General features: G+C 72.9%; 14 protein-coding genes. 10 read left to right on the top strand and 4 right to left on the bottom strand.

Annotated elements, in window-relative coordinates:
- Positions 1–30: 30 nt before the first annotated feature.
- The 7 genes from ACFY8W_RS24615 to ACFY8W_RS24585 all read left to right on the top strand — a co-directional run bounded on the left by ACFY8W_RS24615 (position 31) and on the right by ACFY8W_RS24585 (position 11,416).
- On the top strand, positions 31–1,578 hold the full coding sequence (locus ACFY8W_RS24615; protein ID WP_391108989.1) for an acyltransferase domain-containing protein: 1,548 nt from the start codon (positions 31–33) through the stop codon (positions 1,576–1,578).
- A 22-nt stretch (positions 1,579–1,600) separates the two neighbouring features.
- On the top strand, positions 1,601–6,973 hold the full coding sequence (locus ACFY8W_RS24610) for an SDR family NAD(P)-dependent oxidoreductase (protein WP_391108986.1): 5,373 nt from the start codon (positions 1,601–1,603) through the stop codon (positions 6,971–6,973).
- A gap of 68 nt (positions 6,974–7,041) precedes the next feature.
- A complete protein-coding gene (locus ACFY8W_RS24605) occupies positions 7,042–8,643 on the top strand; it encodes a DHA2 family efflux MFS transporter permease subunit (RefSeq protein WP_391108984.1) in 1,602 nt (533 codons plus the stop codon).
- Positions 8,644–8,701: 58 nt separating this feature from the next.
- Positions 8,702–9,319, top strand: coding sequence for an NAD(P)H-dependent oxidoreductase (locus tag ACFY8W_RS24600; protein ID WP_391108981.1), 618 nt, complete (start codon positions 8,702–8,704; stop codon positions 9,317–9,319).
- Between the two features lie 11 nt (positions 9,320–9,330).
- Positions 9,331–10,146, top strand: coding sequence for an alpha/beta fold hydrolase (locus ACFY8W_RS24595; RefSeq protein WP_391108978.1), 816 nt, complete (start codon positions 9,331–9,333; stop codon positions 10,144–10,146).
- Positions 10,143–10,877, top strand: coding sequence for a 4'-phosphopantetheinyl transferase superfamily protein (locus ACFY8W_RS24590; RefSeq protein ID WP_391108975.1), 735 nt, complete (start codon positions 10,143–10,145; stop codon positions 10,875–10,877). The genes ACFY8W_RS24595 and ACFY8W_RS24590 overlap by 4 nt, the downstream gene beginning before the upstream one ends.
- The gene (locus ACFY8W_RS24585) at positions 10,874–11,416 is read left to right on the top strand and encodes an NAD(P)H-dependent oxidoreductase (protein ID WP_391108972.1); all 543 of its coding nucleotides are present in this window, start codon (positions 10,874–10,876) and stop codon (positions 11,414–11,416) included. Before ACFY8W_RS24590 ends, ACFY8W_RS24585 begins: the two co-directional genes overlap by 4 nt.
- A gap of 93 nt (positions 11,417–11,509) precedes the next feature.
- Here ACFY8W_RS24585 and ACFY8W_RS24580 read toward each other — a convergent pair whose 3' ends face one another.
- Positions 11,510–12,373, bottom strand: coding sequence for a hypothetical protein (locus ACFY8W_RS24580; RefSeq protein WP_391108969.1), 864 nt, complete (start codon positions 12,371–12,373; stop codon positions 11,510–11,512).
- A 10-nt stretch (positions 12,374–12,383) separates the two neighbouring features.
- Positions 12,384–12,926 (bottom strand): hypothetical protein, encoded by a 543-nt coding sequence (locus ACFY8W_RS24575; RefSeq protein WP_391108966.1) that lies wholly within the window; start codon positions 12,924–12,926, stop codon positions 12,384–12,386.
- A 257-nt stretch (positions 12,927–13,183) separates the two neighbouring features.
- On the opposite strand from ACFY8W_RS24575, the gene ACFY8W_RS24570 reads away from it, so the two are divergent.
- Both ACFY8W_RS24570 and ACFY8W_RS24565 read left to right on the top strand, forming a co-directional pair.
- Positions 13,184–15,442, top strand: a complete 2,259-nt coding sequence (locus ACFY8W_RS24570; protein ID WP_391108963.1) for an LAETG motif-containing sortase-dependent surface protein — start codon at positions 13,184–13,186, stop codon at positions 15,440–15,442.
- Positions 15,443–15,686: 244 nt separating this feature from the next.
- On the top strand, positions 15,687–17,600 hold the full coding sequence (locus ACFY8W_RS24565) for a ricin-type beta-trefoil lectin domain protein (RefSeq protein WP_391108960.1): 1,914 nt from the start codon (positions 15,687–15,689) through the stop codon (positions 17,598–17,600).
- 54 nt (positions 17,601–17,654) lie between these two features.
- Here ACFY8W_RS24565 and ACFY8W_RS24560 read toward each other — a convergent pair whose 3' ends face one another.
- Positions 17,655–19,457: a SpoIIE family protein phosphatase gene (locus ACFY8W_RS24560; protein WP_391109660.1), complete on the bottom strand. Its 1,803-nt coding sequence runs from the start codon at positions 19,455–19,457 to the stop codon at positions 17,655–17,657.
- A 150-nt stretch (positions 19,458–19,607) separates the two neighbouring features.
- A complete protein-coding gene (locus ACFY8W_RS24555; RefSeq protein ID WP_391108957.1) occupies positions 19,608–20,855 on the bottom strand; it encodes a hypothetical protein in 1,248 nt (415 codons plus the stop codon).
- A 336-nt stretch (positions 20,856–21,191) separates the two neighbouring features.
- Here ACFY8W_RS24555 and ACFY8W_RS24550 point away from each other — a divergent pair, with 336 nt between their 5' ends.
- Positions 21,192–22,718, top strand: a complete 1,527-nt coding sequence (locus ACFY8W_RS24550; RefSeq protein WP_391108954.1) for a right-handed parallel beta-helix repeat-containing protein — start codon at positions 21,192–21,194, stop codon at positions 22,716–22,718.
- Positions 22,719–22,757 lie beyond the last annotated feature (39 nt).

Raw genomic sequence — 22,757 nt, 5'->3', positions numbered from 1 at the left:
CACCCACTTCACGAAGGACGCAAAGGACGCATGATGGTGGTGGAAACGGTCTTCCTCCTGCCCGGCCAGGGGGGTTACACACCTGGACTGTTCGCCGGTGACGACTCGCCCGAGGTCCGCGAGGTCCTCGACACGGCCGACCGGATCGCGGCCGAGTTCGGACGCGGCGGCGTCTCGCACCTGCTGACCCGGACCGACGCGCCGTCCGCGGCGGACCTGGTGCGCTCGGACTCCTTCGCCCTGCAACTCGCCGTGTTCACCGCGGCCGTCGGCAGCTTCCGCATCGCGCTGCGACAGGACACGCCGGACGTCGTGGCCGGGCACAGCATGGGCGAGATCGCGGCCCTGACGGTGGCCGGCGCCTTCAGCCCGGCCGACGGGGCGCGCCTGGTGTGCCACCGCTCGGAAGCCCTCCTGGCGCACTGCCCGTCGGACGGCGGCATGGTGGCCCTGGAACTGCCGGCCGCCCGGGCGGCACACCTGGTGGGCGCCGTCGCCGACCGGCGACTGGCCGTCGCCGTGTCCAACGCGCCGCGCCAGACGGTCGTGGCGGGGCCCGACGAGGCGGTCGGAGTCGTGGCGCGGCTCGCCGCGGCGATGGGCGTGCAGGCCACCCGGCTGAACGCCCCGTTCCCCTTCCACAGCCCGGGGCTCGCGGTCGCCGCCGAGGCCTTCGGTGAAGCGATCACCGGAATCCGGCAGCACCCGCTGCGGGCCACCGTGTACTCGCCGGTGGCCGGCGGGTACCTCAAGGACGACACCGACCTCAAGGCGCTGCTCGTCCGACAGCTCACCACCCCGGTCGGGTTCATGGCGGCGGTGCGCGAGCTCCACGCCGACGGCGCGCAGCGCTTCGTGGAGTGCGGCCGGGCGGGACTGTCCGGACTCGTCCGGCGCAGCGTGCCCGAGGTCGACACCACCCGCACCGCTCAGGCGCGAGGCGCCGATGCCGCCCCGGCTCCGGTGGCCGAGGCGACTCCGACTCCGGCTCCGGCCCCGGCCCCGGTGGCTGCGTCTGTCGCGTCCGGTGTGAGTGTGCTGGACGAGTTGCGTGAGCTGTACGCGTCGGTGCTCGGGTATCCGGTGGAGGTGATCACCGGTGACGCCGATCTGGAGGCCGATCTGGGGATCGATTCGCTGAAGCGCGCGGAGATGTTGGGGAAGGTGTCGGCGCACTTCGGTCTGGGGGAGTCGGCGGTCGACGGCCGCTTCGTCGCCCAGCCCACCCTCGCCGACCTGGCGGCGCTGATAGCCCAGGTCCGGGGCGCGGCCCCGGTGGCCGAGGCGACTCCGGCTCCGGTCCCGGTGGCCGCGTCTGTCGCGTCCGGTGTGAGTGTGCTGGACGAGTTGCGTGAGCTGTACGCGTCGGTGCTCGGGTATCCGGTGGAGGTGATCACCGGTGACGCCGATCTGGAGGCCGATCTGGGGATCGATTCGCTGAAGCGCGCGGAGATGCTGGGGAAGGTGTCGGCGCACTTCGGCTTGGGGGAGTCGGCGGTCGACGGCCGCTTCGTCGCCCAGCCCACCCTCGCCGACCTGGCCGACCTCATCACCGCCGTCCAGCCGTCCGCGCGCTGATCCAGAAAGAACGGGAGCCAGCATGTCCCTCGACCTCTCCGGCCGCACCGTCCTGGTCACCGGTGCCGGCGGGCCACTCGGCACGTCCATCACGCGGCGGCTCACCCGGCTCGGCGCCCGCGTCGTGACCTGCGACGCCTACGAAGCGCCCCGGATCCGGGCCGCGCTCGACCGGGCCGACGTCCCACCCGCCGGGATCGACGCGCTCGTGAACACCGTGGCCGGTGAGGAGGGCCTGCTCGGCGCCCGCGAGGCGACGGCCGCGGCCGTCGCACTCATGACGCGGCAGGGGCACGCCGCGATCGTGCACGTGGTCACGGACCCGCCGGCGCAGGAAGCGGTGGCCGGCCTCGTGCGCGATCCCGGCGCCCGGACGCCGGACGGCGTCCGCGTCAACGCCGTGGTGTCACGGGACGACAGGGAGCCGTCGGCGGCGGACGGCGTCGGGCAGCTCGTCGGGTTCCTGGTGTCCGACGACGCGTCGTCCGTCGACGGCAGGACACTGCTCGTGGGCGGGACGCCGACCGGGACGGCACCCGCCGACGACGCGGTCGTCGTCGTGGGCATGGGACTCGCCCTTCCGGGGGCGAGCTCACCCGAGCAGTTCTGGGAGCTCCTGAACAGCGGCGAGCCGGTCTTCGGCGAGCCCGGCGACCGACTGGACATCGACGCCGTCTGGTCGGCCGACGACACCGCCGAGGACAAGACCTACTCGCGCGTGTCCGGCTTCATGACCGGATTCGAACCCCACCCGCGCCTGCGGGACGAACTGGAGGCCGGGGCCTTCGACAGCGAGGAGTACACGGCGCTGTGGCTGCGCCACTCGCTGCTCGGCGCCACCGAGAAGGTCACCGTCCGGCCCGGTGACCGCCAGTTGTTCGCGGTCGGCCTCACCCCCGACGGCAGCCACCACCTGGAGCACAGCCTGGTCTCGGCCGGGGTACGGAAGATCCTGGCCGACGCGGGCGCGAAGGCACCGGACGAGATCGACGCGCTGTTCCCGCTGGCCTCCGGATCCCCGGAGGACGTCCTGCCGTACCGCATCGCCCGCATGGCCGCCGCCGGTCTCCCCGACTCCACCGAGATCGTCGTGGTGGACACCGCCTGCTCGTCCTCCCTCTACACCGTCGACCTGGGTGTCCGCGCACTGCGCGCGGGCGAGACGGACGTGGCCCTGTGCGGCGGGGCCTTCGCGCTCAGCGCCCAGAACCTGGTGCTGTTCTCCAAGCTCCGCGGTCTCTCCCGGTCCGGCCGGGTGCGCTCCCTGGACCGGGAGGCCGACGGCGTGCTGTTCAGCGACGGAGCCGCGGTCCTCGCCCTCAAGACCCACGCCAGGGCGATCGCCGACGGCGACCCCGTCCTCGGCTTCGTGGCCGGGTTCGGCGGATCGTCCGACGGGCGGGGCAAGGCGATCTACGCCCCCAACGCCTCGGGCCAGACGATCGCCCTCGACCGGGCCTGGCGCTCCGCCGACATCACCTCCGACGACGTGGACTGGATCGTCGCGCACGCCACCGGCACGCCGACCGGTGACCGTACGGAGATGAGCGCGCTGACCCGGAGCGCGGGTCCGGACAAGACGTGGACCATGACCTCCAACAAGTCACTGGTCGGGCACACCGGCTGGGCGGCGGGAGCGGTGTCGGCGATCCACGCGCTCCTCGCCATGCGGCACGAGGTGATCCCCGCGCAGCGGCAGTTCGGCGAGCTTCCCGAGGGAGTGTCGACGGCCGTCCACGTGCCGGTCGACGACGTGCCCTGGGTCGCCACGAGCGGACGCCCCCGCACCGTCGGGGTGTCGGCCATGGGGTTCGGCGGCACCAACGGCCACCTCGTCCTCACGGACCGGCCCCCGGCCCGCGAGACGAGCCCCGCCGGCCGGCCGGCGAGCGCGGAGGAGGACCCGGTGGTCGTGGTGGCCGCGGGCACGCACCTGCCCGGTGACCCGGACGAGGAGCGCGTCGGCCGCTGGCTCTCCGGAGGGGCGGCCGACTGGCCCCCGTCCTTCGGCGAGACCTACCCCCTGCCCTCGCCCGTGGAAGTCCGGCTCGCGCCCTCGGCGATCGCGGCCATGGACCGCAGCCAGCTGATGGCCCTGCGGTGCGCCGACCTCCTCGCCGGGGACTGGGTGAAGGACGAGGCACTGGCCGCGCGCACCGGCGTACTGGTCGGCCACAGCGGACCGACGAGGGCCGCGCTCGCCTCCGACCTGCGCTGCTACCGCGAGGACCTGCTGCGCCGGCTGACCGGACCCACGGGCGTGCCGCCCCGGACCCTGGACGACGCGGTGCGCGCCCTGTCCCGGCCCGTCAACGAGGACGCCTATCCCGGGCTCATGCCCAACGTCATCGCCGCCCGGGTGGTGCAACGCCTCGACCTGCACGGGCCGAACATGACGCTCGACGCCGGCCGGGACTCCACCAGCTCCGCCCTGGCCACCGCCATCCGCTACCTGCGGGACGGCGAGATGGACCTGGCCGTCGTCATCGGCGTCAACGCCACCACGGACCACGTCCCCACCCACGGAAGCAGGGAGAACGCCGAAGCCGCCATCGGCTTCGTCCTGACCCGGCTGAGCGTCGCCCGGGAACACGGCATGACCGTCCTGGGCCGGGTGGGCCTCGCGACGGGCGACACGCCCGTCCAGGCCCGGGGGGACGAGCACCCGCGGGAACGCAACCACCGGGGCGCCGAAGGCGCCGTGGCCCTGCTGCGCGCCCTGCACTCCCCGGGCGGCCGGACGGTCATCCGGCCGCTCGAGGACGACCACACGCCCGCCATCGTGGTGACGACCCCACCGCCGGCCGACTCCGCGGCGGCGGACCGGGCCGACCGGGCGGACACCGCGGGGAAGGCCGGCTCCCTGAGCGGCCACCTCGCCCGGCACGCGCTCGTGCTGCGTCCCGTCCCGGTCCGCGACGTCCGCCCCCGCGTCGCCGCGCTGCCCGCCGGAAGCCTGGTGCTGACCGACGAGCCGGGCGCCCTGAAGGACGCCGGCGTGCCGGCGGACTGCCTGGTCGTCGCTCCCCGGACCGCACCGCGCGACGCCACCCTGCCGTTCCCGGTGGTCCACCTCGACGAGCCGGAGGAGCTGGAGCGGCTGCTGACCACGGACGGCCGGTCGTTCGGCCAGGTCCGCGTCGTCGTCTCCGGACCGCGCGCCACCACGTCCGCCTGGGACGTGCCGCAGCGGGTCCTGGACCTTCACGACCTGGCGTTCCTGGCGGCCAAGCACTGCGCCGCGGCACTCGACGACGCCGGCTGCCTCGCGGTGCTCGCGCTGGACGCCGTGGACGGCACGACTCCCGTCCCGGCCGTGGGCCTGTTCGGCGGCCTGGTGCGCAGCCTGGCCCAGGAGCTGTCCGGCTGCCTGGTGTTCGCCCTGGTCGTCGACGGCGAGGACGCGCGGACCGGGCTGGCACGGCTGACCGAGGAATCGGCCGCCCACCGCCACATCCCCGTCGCCTACGACACGGGCGGCGTACGGCACGAGCTGATGCTGCTGCCGGTCGAGGCGCCGCGGGACGACACGCCACTCGGACTGCCGGACGACCCGGTGATCGTGGCCACCGGCGGGGCCCGCGGACTCACCGCCCACCTCGTGCACGAGCTCGTGGCCGACCGCGCACCGCGCAGCGTCTGGCTGCTCGGCACGGGCCCCGCGCCCGACCCGTCCGCGACGGCCCTCGCCCGCCTGCCGCGGACCGACGCCCTGCGCGAGCTGATGACGCGGTACCCCGGCGAGACCCCCGCGGCGCTGAGCCGCCGCTACGACCGGGCCGTCCAGCAGCTCGAACGCGCGGGCACGCTCCAGGAGCTGGAACGCTCCTGCGGTGCCGGACGGGTCCACTACCGGCAGTGCGACGTCCTCGACGACACCGCCGTGCGCACGGTGATCCACGGGATCCTGGCCGAGGAGGGCCGGGTGGACGTGCTGGTGCACGGCGCCGGTCTGGGCCGCTCCGCGGGCATCACCCGCAAGAAGCTCGCCGACTTCCGGGCGGTGCGGGACGTGAAGGTCCGCGGATACGCGCACCTGCGTGCCGCGCTCGGGGACCGGCGCCCCGCGCTGTGGTGCAGCGTCAGCTCCGTCTCCGCGTTCACCGGACTGCGCGGCGAGCCCGACTACGGCGCGGCCAACGAGTACCTGCTGCTCGCCGCCGCGCACGCCCGGGCGGCCGAGGGCGCGGACGAGGTCGCCCTCGCCTCCGGACTGTGGGTCGAATCGGGCATGGCCTCGGCGGACACCCCGAGCGGTGCCTTCCTGGCCCGCCAGGGCGAGATCGGGCAGCTGACCGACGTCCAGGGCCGGGAGTTCTTCCGCACGGAGCTCCGCGGCCGCGGCAGCCACGGACTGGCCACCACGTGGATCGGCGACGCGGACTGGACGACCTTGCAGCGCAGGGCCCCCGGGTTCCGCGCCGCCTGCGAGGCGGAGGCCGGGAGGGCACCGGAAAGGCCGCGCACGCCGGCACCGGCCGCGACCCGGCGCGCCTTCCTCACCGGTTTCCCGCAGCGCGACGGCACGTCGGCGACGTGGACGTTCGAGGTGGACCTCGACGAGCACCCGTACCTCCTGGAGCACCTGGTGGACGGCCGGCCGACCGTGCCCGGCACGTTCATCCTCGAAATGGCGGCCGAAGCCGCGGCCGAGCTGGCCCCGGGCATGGTCCCGGCGCGGATCACCGACGTCGTCCTGTCCCAGTTCATCCGGGCCGCCCGGCACCGCTGGCCGCGGACCCTGTGCGTCTCGGCCGTACGCGACGGCGACCGGGTCGCCGTACGGATCACGTCACCCGCGGCCGCCCCCGTGCCCGAGCGCGAGCACTCGCGCATGGTGGTGCACCTGGCCCGGGCGCTCCCCGACGGCCCCTGGTGCCCGCCCGCCCCGGCCGGCGGCCACGACGCGCCCAACACGTACGAACTCAGCGGCACGCCGGTCGAGTTGAGTGGGGTGTTCGGAGCGCTGCGCCGTCCCCGGCTGACCGCCGACGGCGGCTCCGCCGACCTGCGTCTCACCCTCCCGCCGGGCGGTGGCGTGTACTCCCGCTTCCTGCTGCCGAGCGTCGCACTCGACTGCCTGCTGCGGACCTCCGTACTCGACGGCAGGCAGCCGGGAGAGGTGCCGGTGATGGTGCCCACGGGGCTGGCCTCCGTGGACCTGTACACCCCGGCCAACGACGCGGACCTGGCCGCCGGGTGGCCGGACGGACTGGTGCTCCGCCACTGGTTCGACCCCGCGTCCGGCGAGGAGCGCTGTGCCCTGGCCGGACCGGACGGCCGCGCCCTCGTCCAGGTGACCGGCATACGGGGAGCGGAGCTGGGCTCGTACGACCCGGCGGCACGGACGTGGCGTTCCGGGCCCGCGGCGAGCCGCACGGGCGGGCCCGTGTGACCGCGGTGAGTTCCCAAGAGACCGACAACAGCGGCGCCGAGGTGCCGCGGAGCAACGAGGAGAACGTGATGTCAGCCGAAGCAGCCGTCGGCACCCAGGCGGAGAACGGGCCGCCGGCCGACCGCGCCCGGTCATGGACCCTGGCGCTGGCCTCGGTCGCGATGTTCATGCTGATGCTCGACGTGACCGTCGTCAACGTCGCGCTGCAGGACCTGCGGACCTCGCTCGGGGCGGACTTCTCCGACCTGCAGTGGGTGATCGATTCCTACACCCTGACCCTGGCGGCCTTCCTCCTCACCGGCGGTTCGCTCGCCGACCGGCTGGGCCGCAAGCGGGTCTTCAACGCGGGCCTGGTCCTCTTCACGCTGTCCTCGCTGGCCGCCGGCCTGGCGCAGAGCGTCCTCGCGCTCAACGTGGCCCGCGGTGTCCAGGGCGTCGGTGCCGCGGTCCTGTTCTCCGTCGGGCCCGCTCTGATCGGCAACGAGTACCGGGGCGCCGACCGGGGCAAGGCGTTCGGCCTCTTCGGCGGCATCGCCGGCCTCGCCCTGGCCTTCGGGCCGCTGGTGGGCGGCTTCCTGACCGACGCCTTCACCTGGCGCTGGATCTTCCTGATCAACGTGCCCATCGGGGCCGTGGCCCTGATCGTGGGCGCCCTGCGGCTGCGGGAGTCGCGGGAACCGGCCGCGCACGGCATCGACTGGCTCGGCATGCTGAGCTTCGGCATCGGCCTCACCCTGCTCGTGCTCGGCTTCCTGCGGGGCGAGTCCTCCGGCTGGACCAGCGCGCCCATCCTCGGGGCGTTCGCGGCCGGCGTGCTCCTGCTGGTGATCTTCGTCGTCGTCGAGAAGGCGCGCGGCGAACGGGCCATGTTCGACCTCTCCCTGATGCGCACGCCCACCTTCGCCGGCGTCTGCGTGGCCACCCTGCTGTCCAACGCGACCAGCCTCGCCGCCGTCTTCCTGCAGATCTCCTACGTGCAGAACGTCCTGGGGTACTCGCCCTGGGAGACCGGTCTGCGCTTCATGCCGATGATGCTCACCCTGTTCGTCGTCGCCGGCGTCACCGGAGGACTGCTCGCCAAGGTGGCGCCCGGCGTGCTGATCGGCCTGTCCATCGGCTTCATCGCGGCCGGCATGGGCCTGATGGTTCTCGTCGGCCCGGACGACCCGTGGACGGCGATGCTGCCCAGCATGATCGTCACGGGCGTCGGCATGGGCCTGTTCAACCCGCCGCGCGCCGCGGTCACCATCGGCGTGGTGCGGCCCGAGAAGGCCGGCATGGCCTCCGGCATGGGGGAGACCTTCCAGCAGGTCGGAGTCGCGATCGGCGTCGCCGCGTTCGGTGCGCTCTTCCACCACAAGGTGGTCGACGACTTCGCCTCCGGGGCCGCGGGCTCCACGCTCGGCGCGGAGGCCGAGGCCGTGGGACAGCAGGTCGCCACCGGCGGCACCTCGGGACTGGAGGACACCGTGCCCGCGTCCGTCCTCGACCAGGTGACCGCGGCGGCCCGCTCCGTCTTCGTCGACTCCCTCGCCGACGTCATGGTCGTGTGCGCCGTGGTCGCGGCCGTCGGCGCGGCCATCGCCTTCTTCACCATCCGCAGCCGCGACCTGCACGAGAGCGCGCGGAGCGAGGCCGTGGCGCCGAGCCCGGCGAAGGCCACCGCCTGACCGCGGTGTTCGCACGCACTGCCCGTACGACCGGCGAGAGGAATCGGGGCGAATCCCTATGCAGCAGACCGTGAAGGTGGTCGGGATCGGGGGTTCGCCCCGGCCGGACTCGACGGCCGAGCGGGCCCTTCGAGCCGTCCTGGCCGAAGCCGAACGACAAGGCGCGCAGGTGTCGTTGGTCGGCGGCGCCGAGCTGGTGATGCCGCTCTACGACCCGCGCGACGAGCTCCGCTCGGCGCGGGCACTCCGGCTGGTGGACGAGATAGCCGGCGCGGACGGTCTCGTCCTCGCCAGCCCGGCCTACCACGGGAGCATCTCGGGGCTCGTGAAGAACGCCCTCGACCACGTCGAGGAGCTGCGCGAGGACGCCCGGCCGTATTTCAGCGGGCGGGCCGTCGGCAGTCTCGCCGTCGCCCAGGGCTGGCAGGGCGGTGTGTCCACGCTCGCCGCGCTCCGCGACGTGACCCACGCCCTGCGCGGCTGGCCCACCCCGCTCGGAGTCGTGGTCAACACCGAGACGACCGGCTTCGGACCGGACGGCGAGTGCACTGATCCGCGGGTGCGGAGCCAGCTGGAGACCATGGCCGGGCAGGTCGTGGACTTCGCCCGGATGCACCTGCGCGCGTCGGCGCGGGAGGCCGCCGGCGTCGACGTCCTGGCGCCGGCGGGGAAGTGAGGACGCACGTGGTGACCCGCCTGGCCACCCGGGCGACCAGGCGTCCGCTGGTCCACGGAGCCGTCACCTGCCCCCGGCCCGTTCCGGGGGCCGCGCTGCGGCTGTTCCTGTTCCACCACGCCGGTGGCTCGCACCTCCTCTACAAGGGCTGGGAGTACGGGTTCCCCGCCGACTGGGAGGTGTGCGTCCTCGACGCTCCCGGCCGGGGACGGCTGAGCGGCGCTCCCCCGATCGCCGACAGCGACGAGCTGGTGGCCTACTTCTCGAGGGAGCTCCTGCCCTGGACGGACCGCCCCTTCGCCTTCTTCGGGCACAGCATGGGCGCCCTGGTCGCGTACGAACTGACACGCCGTCTGACGGCCGAGGGACGCTCCCTGCCGGTCTGGCTGGGCCTGTCCTCCTGCGGGGCGCCGCAGGCCGCGCGCGAGCCGGGGAAGCCGGGCGGACGCCACCTGCTCACGGACGGCGAGCTGAGGGACTGGCTCCGGTCGGTCGGCGGCACACCTGACGCGGTGCTCGACGAGGACGCGACGTGGCGCCACTTCGGTCCCGTGTTCCGCAGCGATTTCGCTCTCGTCGACACCTGGCGGCCGGTGATGGACGCCGAACCGCTGCGCACCGCGGTCTCCGCGTTCGGCGGTGCCGACGATCCCGTGGTCGCGCGGGACCGCCTGGCCGCCTGGGCGGGCCGTACGGAACGCTTCCTGGGCCTGAACATGTTCGACGGAGGGCACTTCTATCTCGCGGACCACCGGCGGCCGGTCGCCCGGCGCATCACCGCGGCGGTCGCCGCGGCGCGCCGGACGGCGCAGGGACACCTCGCATGACGTCGGCCGGTGCCTTCGTCTGGACAGTGCCGCTGCCCTCCTCGGCGAGCGAGAACGATCTCGCCCTGCTCGACGACGCGGAACGCGCCAGGGCCGACCGCTACCTGCGGGCCCGGGACAGGGCGTCCTTCGTGGCCGGACGGGCCGTCCTGCGGCGCGTGCTCGCCGAGCACCTGGGCGTCGGGCCGGCCGCGATCGTCTGGGGCCGCACCCCGTGCCCCGGATGCGGGAGCGACCGCCACGGGCCCCCGCGGATCGCCGACCCCCCGACGTCCGCGGCCTTCAGCTTCTCCCGCTCCGGGCCGTACGCGCTGGTGGCCGTGTCGCCGTCCGGGCCGGTGGGCGTGGACGTCGAGGCGACGCGTCCCCTCGACGTCCGGGAGCTGGCGGCCCAGTGCCTGTCACCGAAGGAGGCGGCGTACGTCCTCGGACTTCCGGCGGGGAAGCGGCCGGAAGCCTTCCACCGCGCCTGGGTCCGCAAGGAGGCGGTGACCAAGGCGGTCGGCGTCGGCATCGCGACGGACCTGACAGCCGTCGACGTCAGCCCTGACCGCCTCGGGACCGTCGTGGTCCACTGTGACGCGGGACCGGGGCCGAGCTCCTGGACGGTGACCGATCTCGACGTCGGGGCCGGGGCGGTCGCCGCGCTCGCCCTTCCGGGAACGCGGGGACAGCCCGCGATCCGTGCGCGATGCTGGGGAACGCTTGAAAGCAGGAAAGGAATCAGATGAAATTCGTCGCCATATCCGGGAGCCTCCGGGCCAGGTCGCTCAACACCGCGGTGGTGCGCACCGTCGCCGACCTGTGCCTGCCGCCGGTCTCGATGACGGTCTACGAGGGCCTGGGGGAGCTGCCGTTCTTCAACCAGGACGTGGAGAGCGAGTGCCCGCCGCCCGAGGTCATGGCCTTCCGCGCGCTGCTCGAATCCGCCGACGCGGTGCTCATCTCCAGCCCGGAGTACGCGCACGGCACGTCGGGGGTCCTGAAGAACGGCCTGGAGTGGGTGGTCGGCGGCGGAGAGCTCGTCGACAAGCCCGTCGCCGTCGTCACCGCGTCGCCGTCGATGACCGGCGGTGACCGGGCCCAGGCGTGGGTGAAGGAGACCCTGGAGGTGATGGGCGCGAGGGTGCTCCCGGAATCGCTCCCCATCCCGCTCGCGGGTGCCAAGATCGCCGACGGCCGGGTCCACGACGAGGCGACCCTGGGAGCCCTGAAGGACGTGCTCGCGGCGATGGCCCGGGCGGCGAAGGAGCGGGGCTCCGAGGACTGAGCCCGCGGGCCGCGGCCCCTGAACGCACCGGGTGTCCCGGTCGTTCGGGGGCCGCGGCGTTCCGGGGCCGGTGCGCTCGGGGGGCCGCGGCGTTCAGCGCTTGCCGATGTCCCTGAGCGGCAGCCCGCCGCCCTCGAGGACCACCTTGGAGAAGGCGCCCGCCAGCTCCGTGAGCCGTCGGGTGCCCTCCGCCCCCAGGTGCTCGTAGGGCGCCACGTCCAGGCGGTCGGTGTCGGCCTCGACGGCACGGCGCAGCTCCGCGCCCTGGGCGGTCAGTTCACCGTCGGCGTCGAGGATCCCGCGCTCCAGCAGCCGCTGCCGTGCCGCCGCCCACTCGTCCGGCGACCAGCCCCGTGCGGACTGGAGGTACCCGGGCCGCCAGTTCGTCCCGGTGGCGGTGTGGGACACCAGGGCCTCGAGACCGTCGAGACCGGCTGAGGAGAGCGCGACGACGTGCCCGTCCCCGCGGTGCTCGCGCAGCAGCGTCGCGGCGTGCCACAGGGCCAGGTGCGGAGCCTCGGGCACCGGCAGGTCGGCATTGGCCGAGTACAGGGGCCGGCCTGGCCGGCGGCACCCTTCGGCCGCCCGGAGGGCCAGCTCGGCGGCCTCCGCCATCTCGGGGGACGTCAGCGCCTCGCGGCCGAGGAGCCGGGCGAGGTACGCGTCCGCGATCCGAAGCCGTGCCTCCAGGACGGCGGCGGGCGACGTGACCTCCCAGGTGCGGGGGAGGTGCCGTGCGACGAGGTCCGGGTGGAAGTTGTAGAAGGCCGCCGTGACCACTCCGGGGCCGACCGCCCCGAAAGGCGCGGCCCGTCCGGCCAGGTAGGCCATGGGACCGGCCTCCAGACCGAGCTCCGCGTAGGTGCCGTCGTGCTCGGGCGAGAAGTAGTACGCCGCGTGTACGGGGTGGTGGGCGTTGTAGCAGCGCCGTGCTTCGCGCGGGGATATCGCCGTCATGGCACCCACGCTACGTGGCGGACCGGCCGCCCGGCCCGTAGTCGTCCAGTTCGCTCCGCAGCGAGTCCTGGCCGGCCGGAGGATCGGTGCGGAGGAGGGCGAGGAGGCTGCTGAGCGGGTGGTGCTGGGGCCTGGCGTCGTAGTCGATGCCCTCGGGGTCCTCGTACGCGTGCAGCCGCGCGAAGGGCACGATCACGTAGGGGCGTGCGGACCAGGGGTGACTGTCGGCGGGCTCCGGGTCCATGCGCCACTGGGTGCCGCGGGTGCGGTTGTGGACCTCGCCGACGTACCAGCAGGCGACCTGGACCAGCGGCGTGGCCTCGCGGGCGAACAGGTCGTCGACGGACGTGACGTGTTCGCGGATCAGGGCTTCCAGGCGGTCGAGGGAGCGTTCGCCGAAGTCCCAGCCACCGCCGTGGTGACGGCTCCAGTCCTCGAAGCGGCCCTGCTGTTCGGTCAGCCACGCCGACAGGCGGGGATTGTCGGCGTGCGCCCCGTCGATGCGTTCGGCGACGGCGTACTCGTCCTCGCCGTCCCAGGTTTCCTCGCTCACAGCAGCCAACCCTATCCTCCCGCCCCGAACGGCAACGGCTACGAATCTCCACGGAGTTGACACACGCCGCACCGCCGAAACCCCGTTGCTCGGGCAAAGCGAGGCCCTAGGATCGGGTGGCTCGTGCGGCGCCCACGTGAGCATCGGGGGCCCTGGCGCCGCGCGGCCGGAATCCGAACCCGTGGGGGCTCCCGGGGGAAAGCACTGTGAAGTCAGCCCGAATAGCACGCCGCTGGCGTGCGTTCAGAAGAAGCCTGGTGGCGCTCGCCTGCGCCACCGTCGTCACCGTCACCGGCCAGCCCGTCACCGGCGTCGCCGAGGCCGCGCCGCGGCCGCTGAAGCCCGGCAAGCGCTGCGACGAGATGTACGGGGTGAAGAACGTGCCCACGGGCGGCCTGCCCCAGGGCGACGCCTCCCGCGCGGTGGACCGGTGGGACACCTACGAGTACACCAACGCGGGTCTGCAGTTCGACGGACTCAACCCCACCACGGAGGAGTTGAAGGCCGCGGGCAGCGACTACGACAAGTACGACCACAGCGACCCGCGCCGCATCTACGCCCGGTTCAACGCGCAGAAGCGGTGGAAGGACTTCGGCGACTACCTGGCCAAGGTCTACATCCCGAACCAGGGTCACGACGCCCGCGGCAAGGCGTTCATGGCCAAGGTCGTGCGCGAGATGGGTCTGACGGGTCCGGACTGGATCTGCGAGAAGGAGTTCTACTTCACCGACCCCGACACGGGCGAGCGCCACCTGCGCCGGCCGGACGCGTACAACAAGCGGACCCGGGAGTTCGTCGAGGTCAAGTCCAACGGCAGCCCCGAGGGCCGCGAGAAGCCCGCGGACCGGGCCTGGGCGAAGCACCAGGGCTGGCGCTCGTACAAGTACACCTACGTCTTCGCCGAGAACCAGACCAGTGACGCCAAGAAGTTCATGGCGGAGCTGAAGAACACCGCGGGCAAGGACGCGCTCGGCCGTGACCGGGTCCGCTTCTACGACTACCAGTCCCACCACAAGGGCGTGCCGCCCAAGGGCACCGAGAACGGCCCGTACCGCGCGAACGGCACCACGATGTCGCCGGGCAACGGTGCCTCCACCGGGTCCCGGGGCTCGGGCAACCAAGTGATCAAGCAGTCGCCGCCGAACCCGCAGACCCTCAAGGAACAGCTCGACCGGCTGGGGAAGACCGGGGAGCGGGCGCTGATGAACCGCGGCCTCGGCGGCATCGACTTCACCACCCTCGACCTCCGGTACATCGGCAAGGGCAAGGGCGGCAAGGGCCTGGACTACGCGTTCTCCGCCAAGTCGGTGGAGGACGAGTACGCGGCCGGATGGGGCGGTCAGGAGAAGGGCGCCCTGATCTCCGACGCGTTCTTCACCTGGCTCGCGCTCGACCCGTCGACGTTCTGGGTGAACCTCAACCCGGACGAGCCGAACCGCATCATCGACGCCAAGTTCGGCAAGACGGACGCCGGACGGGTGCTGCTGGAGGCGGACCTGGAGCTGAAGCACGACATCTTCAAGGCCATGGATCCGGAGACGGAGGCGGGCCGGAACTTCATGAACGCCCTGCCCAAGCGGAACGGATTCCCGTGCTGGGCCGGGTTCCGCTACTGGATCGAGCCGGAGACCGCCGTCGTCCGCGAGCAGGACGGCGGCATCCACATCCTCGACACGCCGCTGAAGCTGTCCACGGTGCCGCAGGAGACCCACACCCAGCCGCCCGGCGGCAAGGGCTGTGACCTCACCGAGGCGGAGACGCAGCAGTCGGACGCCGTCCTCGACCGCTACATCACGCCCCTGGTCGCGGAGAAGGTCAACAACGGCGAGTACTACGGCGACCTGCGCCGCGTCTACACGGCCCGCGTCGCCGCCGAGTGGGTGCGTCAGAACGCCGCCGACATGCCCGCCGAGTACCGCAGGATCATCAACAGCAACGACGTGACGCGCTGGCCGCTGCGCGCCCCGCACCAGGACTGGACCGGCAGGCAGGTCTGGGAGCGCTACTACAAGGCGTTCACCGAGGGCACCTTCAAGTACAAGTGGTCCAACGGCGAGGACGTCTACGTCTACACGGTGGGCGGCGTGGACTTCTCGAAGCAGCCCAAGCAGAACATGAACCCGGTCCGCTTCCGCACCGAGCAGCGCTACAAGCCCCGCACGGTCGGCTTCGCGGTCGACACGATCGCCGACGACCCGCACAAGGCCGGCTACCTGATGTTCGGCGGCAACAGCGCCGGGCACTCCGAGGGCGGCACGCCCACCCCCACGCCGAGCCCGACCGGCACCGGCAAGCCGGACCCGACCCCGACCGCCACGGGGAAGCCGGACCCGACGCCGACGAGCGGCGGTCCCTCCCAGACGGCCCCGCCCGGCCCGAAGGACCCTGACGGCGACCTCGCCGACACCGGCAGCGACACTCCCGTCGGCCTGATCGCCGGCATCGCCGCCGCCGCGGTCGCCGCGGGTGGCGCGCTCGTCTGGTGGCGCCGCCGCCGGGAGCAGGCGGAGAGCTGACCGGCACGGCATCAGGAGAACGACAGAGGGCCCTTCCCGCACGGGGGAGGGCCCTCTCGTCGTCCGGATCTCCCGAACGCGCCCCGTGAGTTCGGGAGTTGTACGCGCAGGGGGTTGACGGGCCCTGGTCGCCTCCATAACTTCACACCTTGAAAAAAGCCTTGTCGTGCCGCGGGACGCAGGGCGGTCCAGTCGTGCGGGACCGTCGTGGCGGCATGGCACCCTCCACCCGAAAGGCTGTCAGGTGCACTACAAGTCTTGGTTCCCCGCGCGCCGCGGCAGGCGGCGCCCCCGCCGCCTCGCCACCCTCGTGACCGGCGCCCTCCTCGCGAGCGGCCTCGTCATGGCCGGTCCCGGCGACGCCCAGGCCGCCGGCGAGCGGGTGGACGTCTGGCTGACCACCACCTCGGACTCGGGCGGCCGTACCGTCACGCGCGGCCTCGCGCCCCAGACACCGACCGCCTTCGGTCCCGCCGGCGGCAGCGCGAACCACACCATCGCCGTGGACGAGGCCACCACCTACCAGCAGTTCGAGGGCGGGGGCGCGTCCATCACCGACACGACCGCCCACCTCCTGCGCGGCGGGGCGGTCAGCGCCGCCACCCGCGACGAGGTCATGCGCCGACTGTTCTCCCCGACCGAGGGGATCGGGCTCTCCTTCGTCCGCAACCCGATCGGCGCCTCCGACCTCTCCCGGCCCGGCAACGTCTCCCTCGACGACACCTGCTGCGACCTCTCCGACTTCGGGGCCAACGGCTACGACACGAACGTGCGCCTGCTGACCGTCCAGGCCAAGCAGCTCAACCCGGCCCTCCGCGTGAAGGGCGTGCCGTGGAGCGCCCCGGGATGGATGAAGGACAACGGCCGGATGGACCAGATGGGCTGGCTGAAGTGGGAGTACTACCCGCTCTACGCCCAGTACCTGGTGAAGTACGTCCAGAGCTACCAGGCGGCCGGGATCAAGGTCGACTACCTCTCCGTCCAGAACGAGCCGAACTGCTGCCAGGCCGGCAACCCCACCGCCATGAACTACCCGGGCATGAGCTGGAACCCCTCAGGCCTGGTCGAGTTCACCAAGAACCACGTCTACCCCGCCTTCCGCGCAGCCGGCCTCACCACCAAGGTCCTCGTACACGACTGGAACTACGGCGACTACGCGAACTTCGGCGCGGGCGTGCTCGGCGACGCCGGCGTGCGCAACGACCCCCTCTTCGGCGGGATCGCCTGGCACGGCTACTTCGGCGACCCGGCCGTCGGCAGCCAGGTGCACGCCCAGTACCCGTCCGTCCGGCAGTTCAGCACCGAGCACTCCGGCGGCACCTGGGTCACGAACCAGCACGACGAGGACCTGAAGGACATCGTCGGCTACGCCCGCAACTGGAGCAGCAGCCTGGTGAAGTGGAGCCTGGCCCTCAACCAGGACATGGGCCCGCACAACGGCGGTTGCGGCACCTGCACCGGTCTGATCACCGTCCAGGAGGGCGGCGCACGCGCCGGTCAGGTCGACTACACGATCGAGTACTACACGACCGGCCACCTCACGAAGTTCGTCCGGCCCGGCGCGTACCGGATCGCCTCGACCGACGACCAGGCCCTCCCCAACGTCGCCTGGCGCAACCCGGACGGCTCCAAGGCGCTCATCGCCCACAACGGCGGCACCTCCGCCCGGTCCGTCCGGGTCGACTGGGGCGGCCAGTCCTTCACGTACACCCTGCCCGCCCGTACCACCGCGACCTTCACCTGGGCCGGCACGCCCGGCGGCGCCGCCCCCACCGGCCCGCTGACCGGACTGGCCGGCAAGTGCCTCGACGTGGCCGGCGCGGCCACCGCAGACGGCACCCCCGTCCAGCTCTACACCTGCAACGGCACCACGGCCCAGCGCTGGACGCTCGCCGCCGACGGCAGCGTCCGCGCCCTCGGCAAGTGCCTCGACGCCACCGCGGGCGGCACCGCCGACGGCACCAAGGTGCAGCTCTACACCTGCAACGGGACGGGCGCACAACGCTGGTCGTACGACCCCACGACCCACGACGTCGTCAACACGGCCGCCGACAAGTGCCTGGACGTCACGGGCAACTCGTCGGCCGACGGAACCCGCGCCCAGATCTGGACCTGCACGGGCGGCGCCAACCAGAAGTGGACCCACCAGCCGTCCTGACGTGACCCGGCCGGGACGCGCACCCGCGTGCCCCGGCCCTCTTCCCCGGGCCCCTCAGGAGGGCATGTTCTGCTCCGCCCAGACGACCTTGCCGGTCGCGGTACGGCAGGAACCCCAGCGGCGGCAGAGCATGTTGACGAGCTGGAGGCCGCGGCCGCCCTCGTCGCTGACGTCCGCGTGCTGGATCTGGGGCAGGTCGGGACCCGTGTCCGAGACCTCCACGACCAGACGGTCGCCCCGCAGCAGGCGCAGCGCACCGGGCCCGTTGCCGTAGCGGAGCGCGTTCCCGACGAGTTCCGAGACGACGAGTTCGCACACGTCGGCCAGGTCCCCGAGGTGCCACGCGGCGAGCTGCTCCTTGACCAGGTGCCGCGCCGCGGACGCGGCCCGCCCGTCCTGCGGCAGCTGCCATACGCGCAGGTCGTCCCGGCCCTCCTCCGCGGTCGTCGCGCTGAGCACCACGGCCTCGTCGAAGCGTTCCGGACCGGCCGGGGCCCTCTCCACGAGCCCGCCGCCCTCGAGGGCCTCCCGGCTCAGGTCCCGCGCCGCCGAACGCAGCAGCTCCAGCTGGTCGCTCAGGTCCGCCTGCCGTGACTTGACGAGCCCGTCCGTGTACAGGACCAGACCGCCCCCCTCCGGGACCGTCAGACGCACCGGGTCGTACGGGATGACTCCCGCTCCGAGCGGCGCGCCGATCGGCACGTCGACGAACCCGGCGGAGCCCCGACCGTCGAGGAGCAGCGGTGGCAGGTGCCCGGCGAGGGCCAGCGTGCAGCTGGAGTCCGCCGGATCGAAGACCGCGCAGAGAAACGTGGCGACCTGCTCGTCCTCCAGGTCGCGGGTGGCGAGGTCGAGCCGCGCCAGGACGCGTTCCGGGGCCATGTCGAGGGTCATCAGGGTCCGGGCGACCGCCCGCAGGCGCCCCATCGTGGCGGCGGCCGGAAGCCCGTGGCCCATCACGTCCCCCACCATGAGGGCCGTCCGCCCGCCGGGCAGGGGCATCACGTCGTACCAGTCACCGCCCGCCCCGTGGTAGGTCGCCGTGGGCGCGTACTCGGCGTGCACGCGCAGCCCCTGCGTGACCGGGGTGGCGCGCGGCAGCAGCGTGCGCTGCAACGAGACCACGTGCTCGCGCTCCCGCCCGTACAGCCGCGCGTTGTCGAGGAACACGGCGGCCTGGGAGGCGAGTTGCTCCGCCAGCGCCAGATCCGTGCGGGTGAACGGCGGCGAGCCGGGGCCGCGGACGAAGTCGGCGGAACCGAGCAGCAGCCCACGGGCGATGAGCGGCACCGCCAGGTAGCTGTGGACCCCCGCGGCCCGCATCTTCGCCGCGGCGCTCTCGGTGGGCGCGACCTTGAGGTAGTCGTCGTGGCGCATGCGGCTCACGAGCACGGGTCTGCCCTGCCGCAGGCAGTAGCGGTGCAGCAACGTCTCGTGGTGCCACTCGTCACGGACGAACGTCTCGCCCACCGGAGTCGGCTCGAGCGACGACAGCTCCTCGACGGCGGAGATCGCCGTGGCCCGCATCGGGGGAATGCCCGTGCCCGTCCACCGCGCCCCCTCGTCGCCCCGCAGGACGCTCTCCAGGATGTCCACGGCCGCCCCGTCGGCGAAATCGGGCACGGTGAACCGGGTGAGCTCCTCGGCGGTGCGCTCCAGGTCCAGGGTCGTGCCGATCCGCGAGGCGGCGGAATTCAGCCAGGCGAGCCGGCCGCGCGTGGTGAGCCCGTCGAGGGGCACCTCGCCGCCGACACCCCTGCCGAGCCGCCCGCGGGCCCCGGCCAGGCGGTGGGTCGCGCCGCTCCGCGTGGCCGAGGCGCGCCTGGTCAGGCGCCGTCGCCCGTTGCCGCCGTGCACTCGTTCGGCCTCCAGACAGGAACTCGACACCACATGATGCACAGCATGCACCGGAACAGGTCCCTGCGCACCGGTCACACGGAATCGAATCCGCCGTCGGCCGTCGTCACGGCCTGGTCACGGGTGGTGACGCCTGCCGCGGCGGGGCGGTCAGGCGCCGTCGGCGGCGCCGGTCGCCCTCGTGTGACGGAACAGCGTCACGGCCGCCAGGGCGATCACGGCCGCGCAGCTCAGGACGGCCAGGGCCTGCGCCCAGGCGAACCGCGAGCCGAGGCTGGCCTGCAGCACGTCCACCGTGCGCGCGCCCGCGAGGACGTGGACCGCGAGGAGTCCGACGGTGCCCGTCGCCGTGGCGGCCCAGGCCGTCGCGCTGTCCCGCATCGCGAGCCAAGCGCCGCACACCAGGCAGAACAGGGTGACCACGATCGACAGCAGGGAGGTGTTGGCGCCGGAGCGCAGGCCCTCCACATCGGTCGGCAGGTGGATCAGGCCGCACGCGAGCAGCGCGGCCGCCGCCGGCCAGCGCAGGGGCGAACGCAACGCGGGCGTGGACGTGTGGCTGCCCGGGCCTGCCGCGAGGGCGTGGTCCAGCGGCGACCTCGCCGACGTCCTCGGCCCGCGCGACGGCTTCGGCGACGCTCCTGCCCCGGATGCGGGCGGGAGCGCGGGCGCGGAGGCGGACGCGGGCCGCCCGTCCGTCATGGTCGGCCGTGAAGGGTCCTCCCCGCCGCCGACGGCCCGCCAGCTGCTGCTGTCGGCGCCGATGATGTTCACGAGCGCGACGATGTCCTCGATCGGCCTGCCCACGGCCGCGGCGCGCAGGGTCGTCTCGGCCTGACGGAGGTCGTACCCCGCTTCGTTGAGCAGGGAGACCAGCTGCCGCACCTCTTCGAGCGGACGGGACACGGCGGCGGCCCGCAGCGCCAGGTCGGCGGGTCGTGACAGCTCGCCGGACTCGTTGAGCCGGGCGACGAGCGCGGCCACCTCCGGTACCGGCCGCTCGGTCGCTGCCGTCCACAACAGGGTGCGGATCGCCTCGTCGCCGTCCTCGTCCCCGCCCTCGTCCTGAACTGCGGGGCCGTGTTCGGGAGCGGGGTCCGCGGCGCCGGGCTCGGCAGCGGTGTCGTGGTCGGCGGGCTGGGACCGCGCGGGTTCAGGCCCCTCGGGCCGGGACTGCGCGGCTTCGGACCGTATCGCCTCGGCCCGTGCGGCTTCCGGTTCGGGAGCGGCGTGCCGGTCCGAAGGCCCGGGCTCCACGGTGTCGGGCTCCATGGTGCCGGGCTCGACGGTATCGGGCTCCACGGTGCCGGGCTCGACGGTGTCGGGCTCCCGAGAGGTGTCCCGGACCCCCGTGTCGTAGTCGTCCGCCGTTTTGATGTCGAAGGGTTCGGGGGTCATGACAGTGGTGCTCCGATCGCGGACACCTGGTCAGGGCGTCCACCGTGGTTGGATCAAGACGCGCCGACAAGCGCGTTCTGAACACCACTAGGAGGCAGCCGCTGAGGCTGCGCCATCCGGGAACGTCCCCACTGCGCCGTCGGAGCGAAAGAACGGCTGAACCAGCTACGGTGCCGGGCCCAGCCCGGAGGGGCCGGCGGCACGCCGCTACTGCCGCCACGGGGACGATCGCCCATATCCTGATCGAAATTCGATCATTCGACAAATGTGCATTGACTCGATCATCGGTCACCCCTAGCTTCTGGCGACACCAGACCGCCAGAAGGGTGTTGCGTCATGACCATCGGGCCATTCGCGGGCCGACGGGCGACGGGCCGCGGGCTCCTCGCCATAGCCCTCGCTCTCACCGGAACCGTGGCTCTCGCCGAGGCCTCCGCCTCGGCCGCGCCCTCGGCGTCCGCCGCGGGAAACACGACGTACGTGGACTGCTCCCTCCCGGTCGCGGGCGACGGCAGCCAGGCATCGCCGTTCAACAGCATCGGCCAGGCCAACGGCAGGACGTACGCCCCCGGCGACACCCTCGCCTTCGCGTCCGGCACCACGTGCACGGGTTCGCTCGCTCCGCGCGGCAGCGGCACCGCCACCGCGCCCGTCACCCTCACCTCGTACGGCACCGGCGCGCTGCCCGTGATCGACGGCAACGGTGCCGCCGACGCGGTCTCCCTGACCAACCAGGACCACTGGCGGATCAGCAACCTCAAGCTGACCAACCCGGCCTCCTCCCTGGCGCGCCGTACCGGCCTACGGATCTCCGCCACCGACGGCACGGCGCACCGCGGGTTCGACATCGGCCACCTCGTCGTCGACCGGGTGGCCGGACAGACGAACAAGACCAGCCCGGCCACCGAGGACTTCGTGCAGTCCGCGGGCATCGTCACCGGGGCGAGCGGCACCGACTCGACGCTCAACGACGTCCACGTCCACCACAACCAGATCAGCAACACGGGCGGCGGCGGCCTCAAGATCCGCGTCGGGGCGATGTCGGTCAAGGGATCCGGCGTGCTGATCGAGCACAACGTCATCAAGGACGTGGGCGGTGACGGCATCATCGCCAGCTACGCCGACGCGCCGATGATCCAGTACAACAACGCCTCCGGGGTCGGCAACGGCGCGTACCCGTTCTCCGGCGGGAACTTCGCCGGAATCTGGGTGCTCGGCGACCGCGACCCGACCATCCAGAAGAACGCCGTGTACGGCATCACGCGGATGTCGGTGGCCGACAGCCAGGCCTTCGACTGCGACTGGGGCAACACCGGCACCTGCACGATCCAGTACAACTTCAGCCGCGACAACATCGGCGGCTTCTTCCTCGACTGCGACGGCTGCGGAACCATCGGCGGCGCCAAGCAGGTCATCCGGTTCAACATCTCCGAGAACGACTGCCGCATGAGCAGCGTCAGCGCCGGCCGGTCGGCACTCCACATGTACAACAACGTCTTCTACTGCACGGACCGGAGACTCGACGTCACGCTCCCCGAGGAGAGCGTCGTCGAGAACAACATCTGGGTGGGCACCGCCGACTCCCGGCTGCCCACCGGCGCCGGCATCACGTGGCTGTGGAACGTCTTCCAGGACGTGCCACGCCCGACGGCCAACGGCATCGTCGGCGACCCGCGGTTCGTGAACCCCGGCACCGGCGGCGACACCATCCACTCGGTCGACGGCTACAAGCTGCGCGCCACCTCGCCGGCCCTGAACAACGGTTCCGTGATCAGCGGCAACGGAGGCCGCGACTACTGGGCGAACCCGGTCTCCGCGACGACGAAGCCGCACCGCGGCGCGTACAACGGCCCGGGTCTCTAGACCTCGCTCCACGGTCGCCCCGCTCGACCGCAGAACACG

Source organism: Streptomyces sp. NPDC012637 (assembly GCF_042954805.1).
Taxonomy (GTDB): domain Bacteria; phylum Actinomycetota; class Actinomycetes; order Streptomycetales; family Streptomycetaceae; genus Streptomyces.
This window is presented reverse-complemented; position numbering and strand designations above follow the sequence as displayed.

Coding starts and splice junctions, on each gene's coding strand:
- ACFY8W_RS24580 (WP_391108969.1), bottom strand. CDS start 12,373: ATGACGGCGATATCCCCGCGCGAAGCACGGCGCTGCTACAACGCCCAC.
- ACFY8W_RS24555 (WP_391108957.1), bottom strand. CDS start 20,855: ATGACCCCCGAACCCTTCGACATCAAAACGGCGGACGACTACGACACG.
- ACFY8W_RS24590 (WP_391108975.1), top strand. CDS start 10,143: ATGACGTCGGCCGGTGCCTTCGTCTGGACAGTGCCGCTGCCCTCCTCG.
- ACFY8W_RS24610 (WP_391108986.1), top strand. CDS start 1,601: ATGTCCCTCGACCTCTCCGGCCGCACCGTCCTGGTCACCGGTGCCGGC.
- ACFY8W_RS24600 (WP_391108981.1), top strand. CDS start 8,702: ATGCAGCAGACCGTGAAGGTGGTCGGGATCGGGGGTTCGCCCCGGCCG.
- ACFY8W_RS24605 (WP_391108984.1), top strand. CDS start 7,042: ATGTCAGCCGAAGCAGCCGTCGGCACCCAGGCGGAGAACGGGCCGCCG.
- ACFY8W_RS24615 (WP_391108989.1), top strand. CDS start 31: ATGATGGTGGTGGAAACGGTCTTCCTCCTGCCCGGCCAGGGGGGTTAC.
- ACFY8W_RS24550 (WP_391108954.1), top strand. CDS start 21,192: ATGACCATCGGGCCATTCGCGGGCCGACGGGCGACGGGCCGCGGGCTC.
- ACFY8W_RS24585 (WP_391108972.1), top strand. CDS start 10,874: ATGAAATTCGTCGCCATATCCGGGAGCCTCCGGGCCAGGTCGCTCAAC.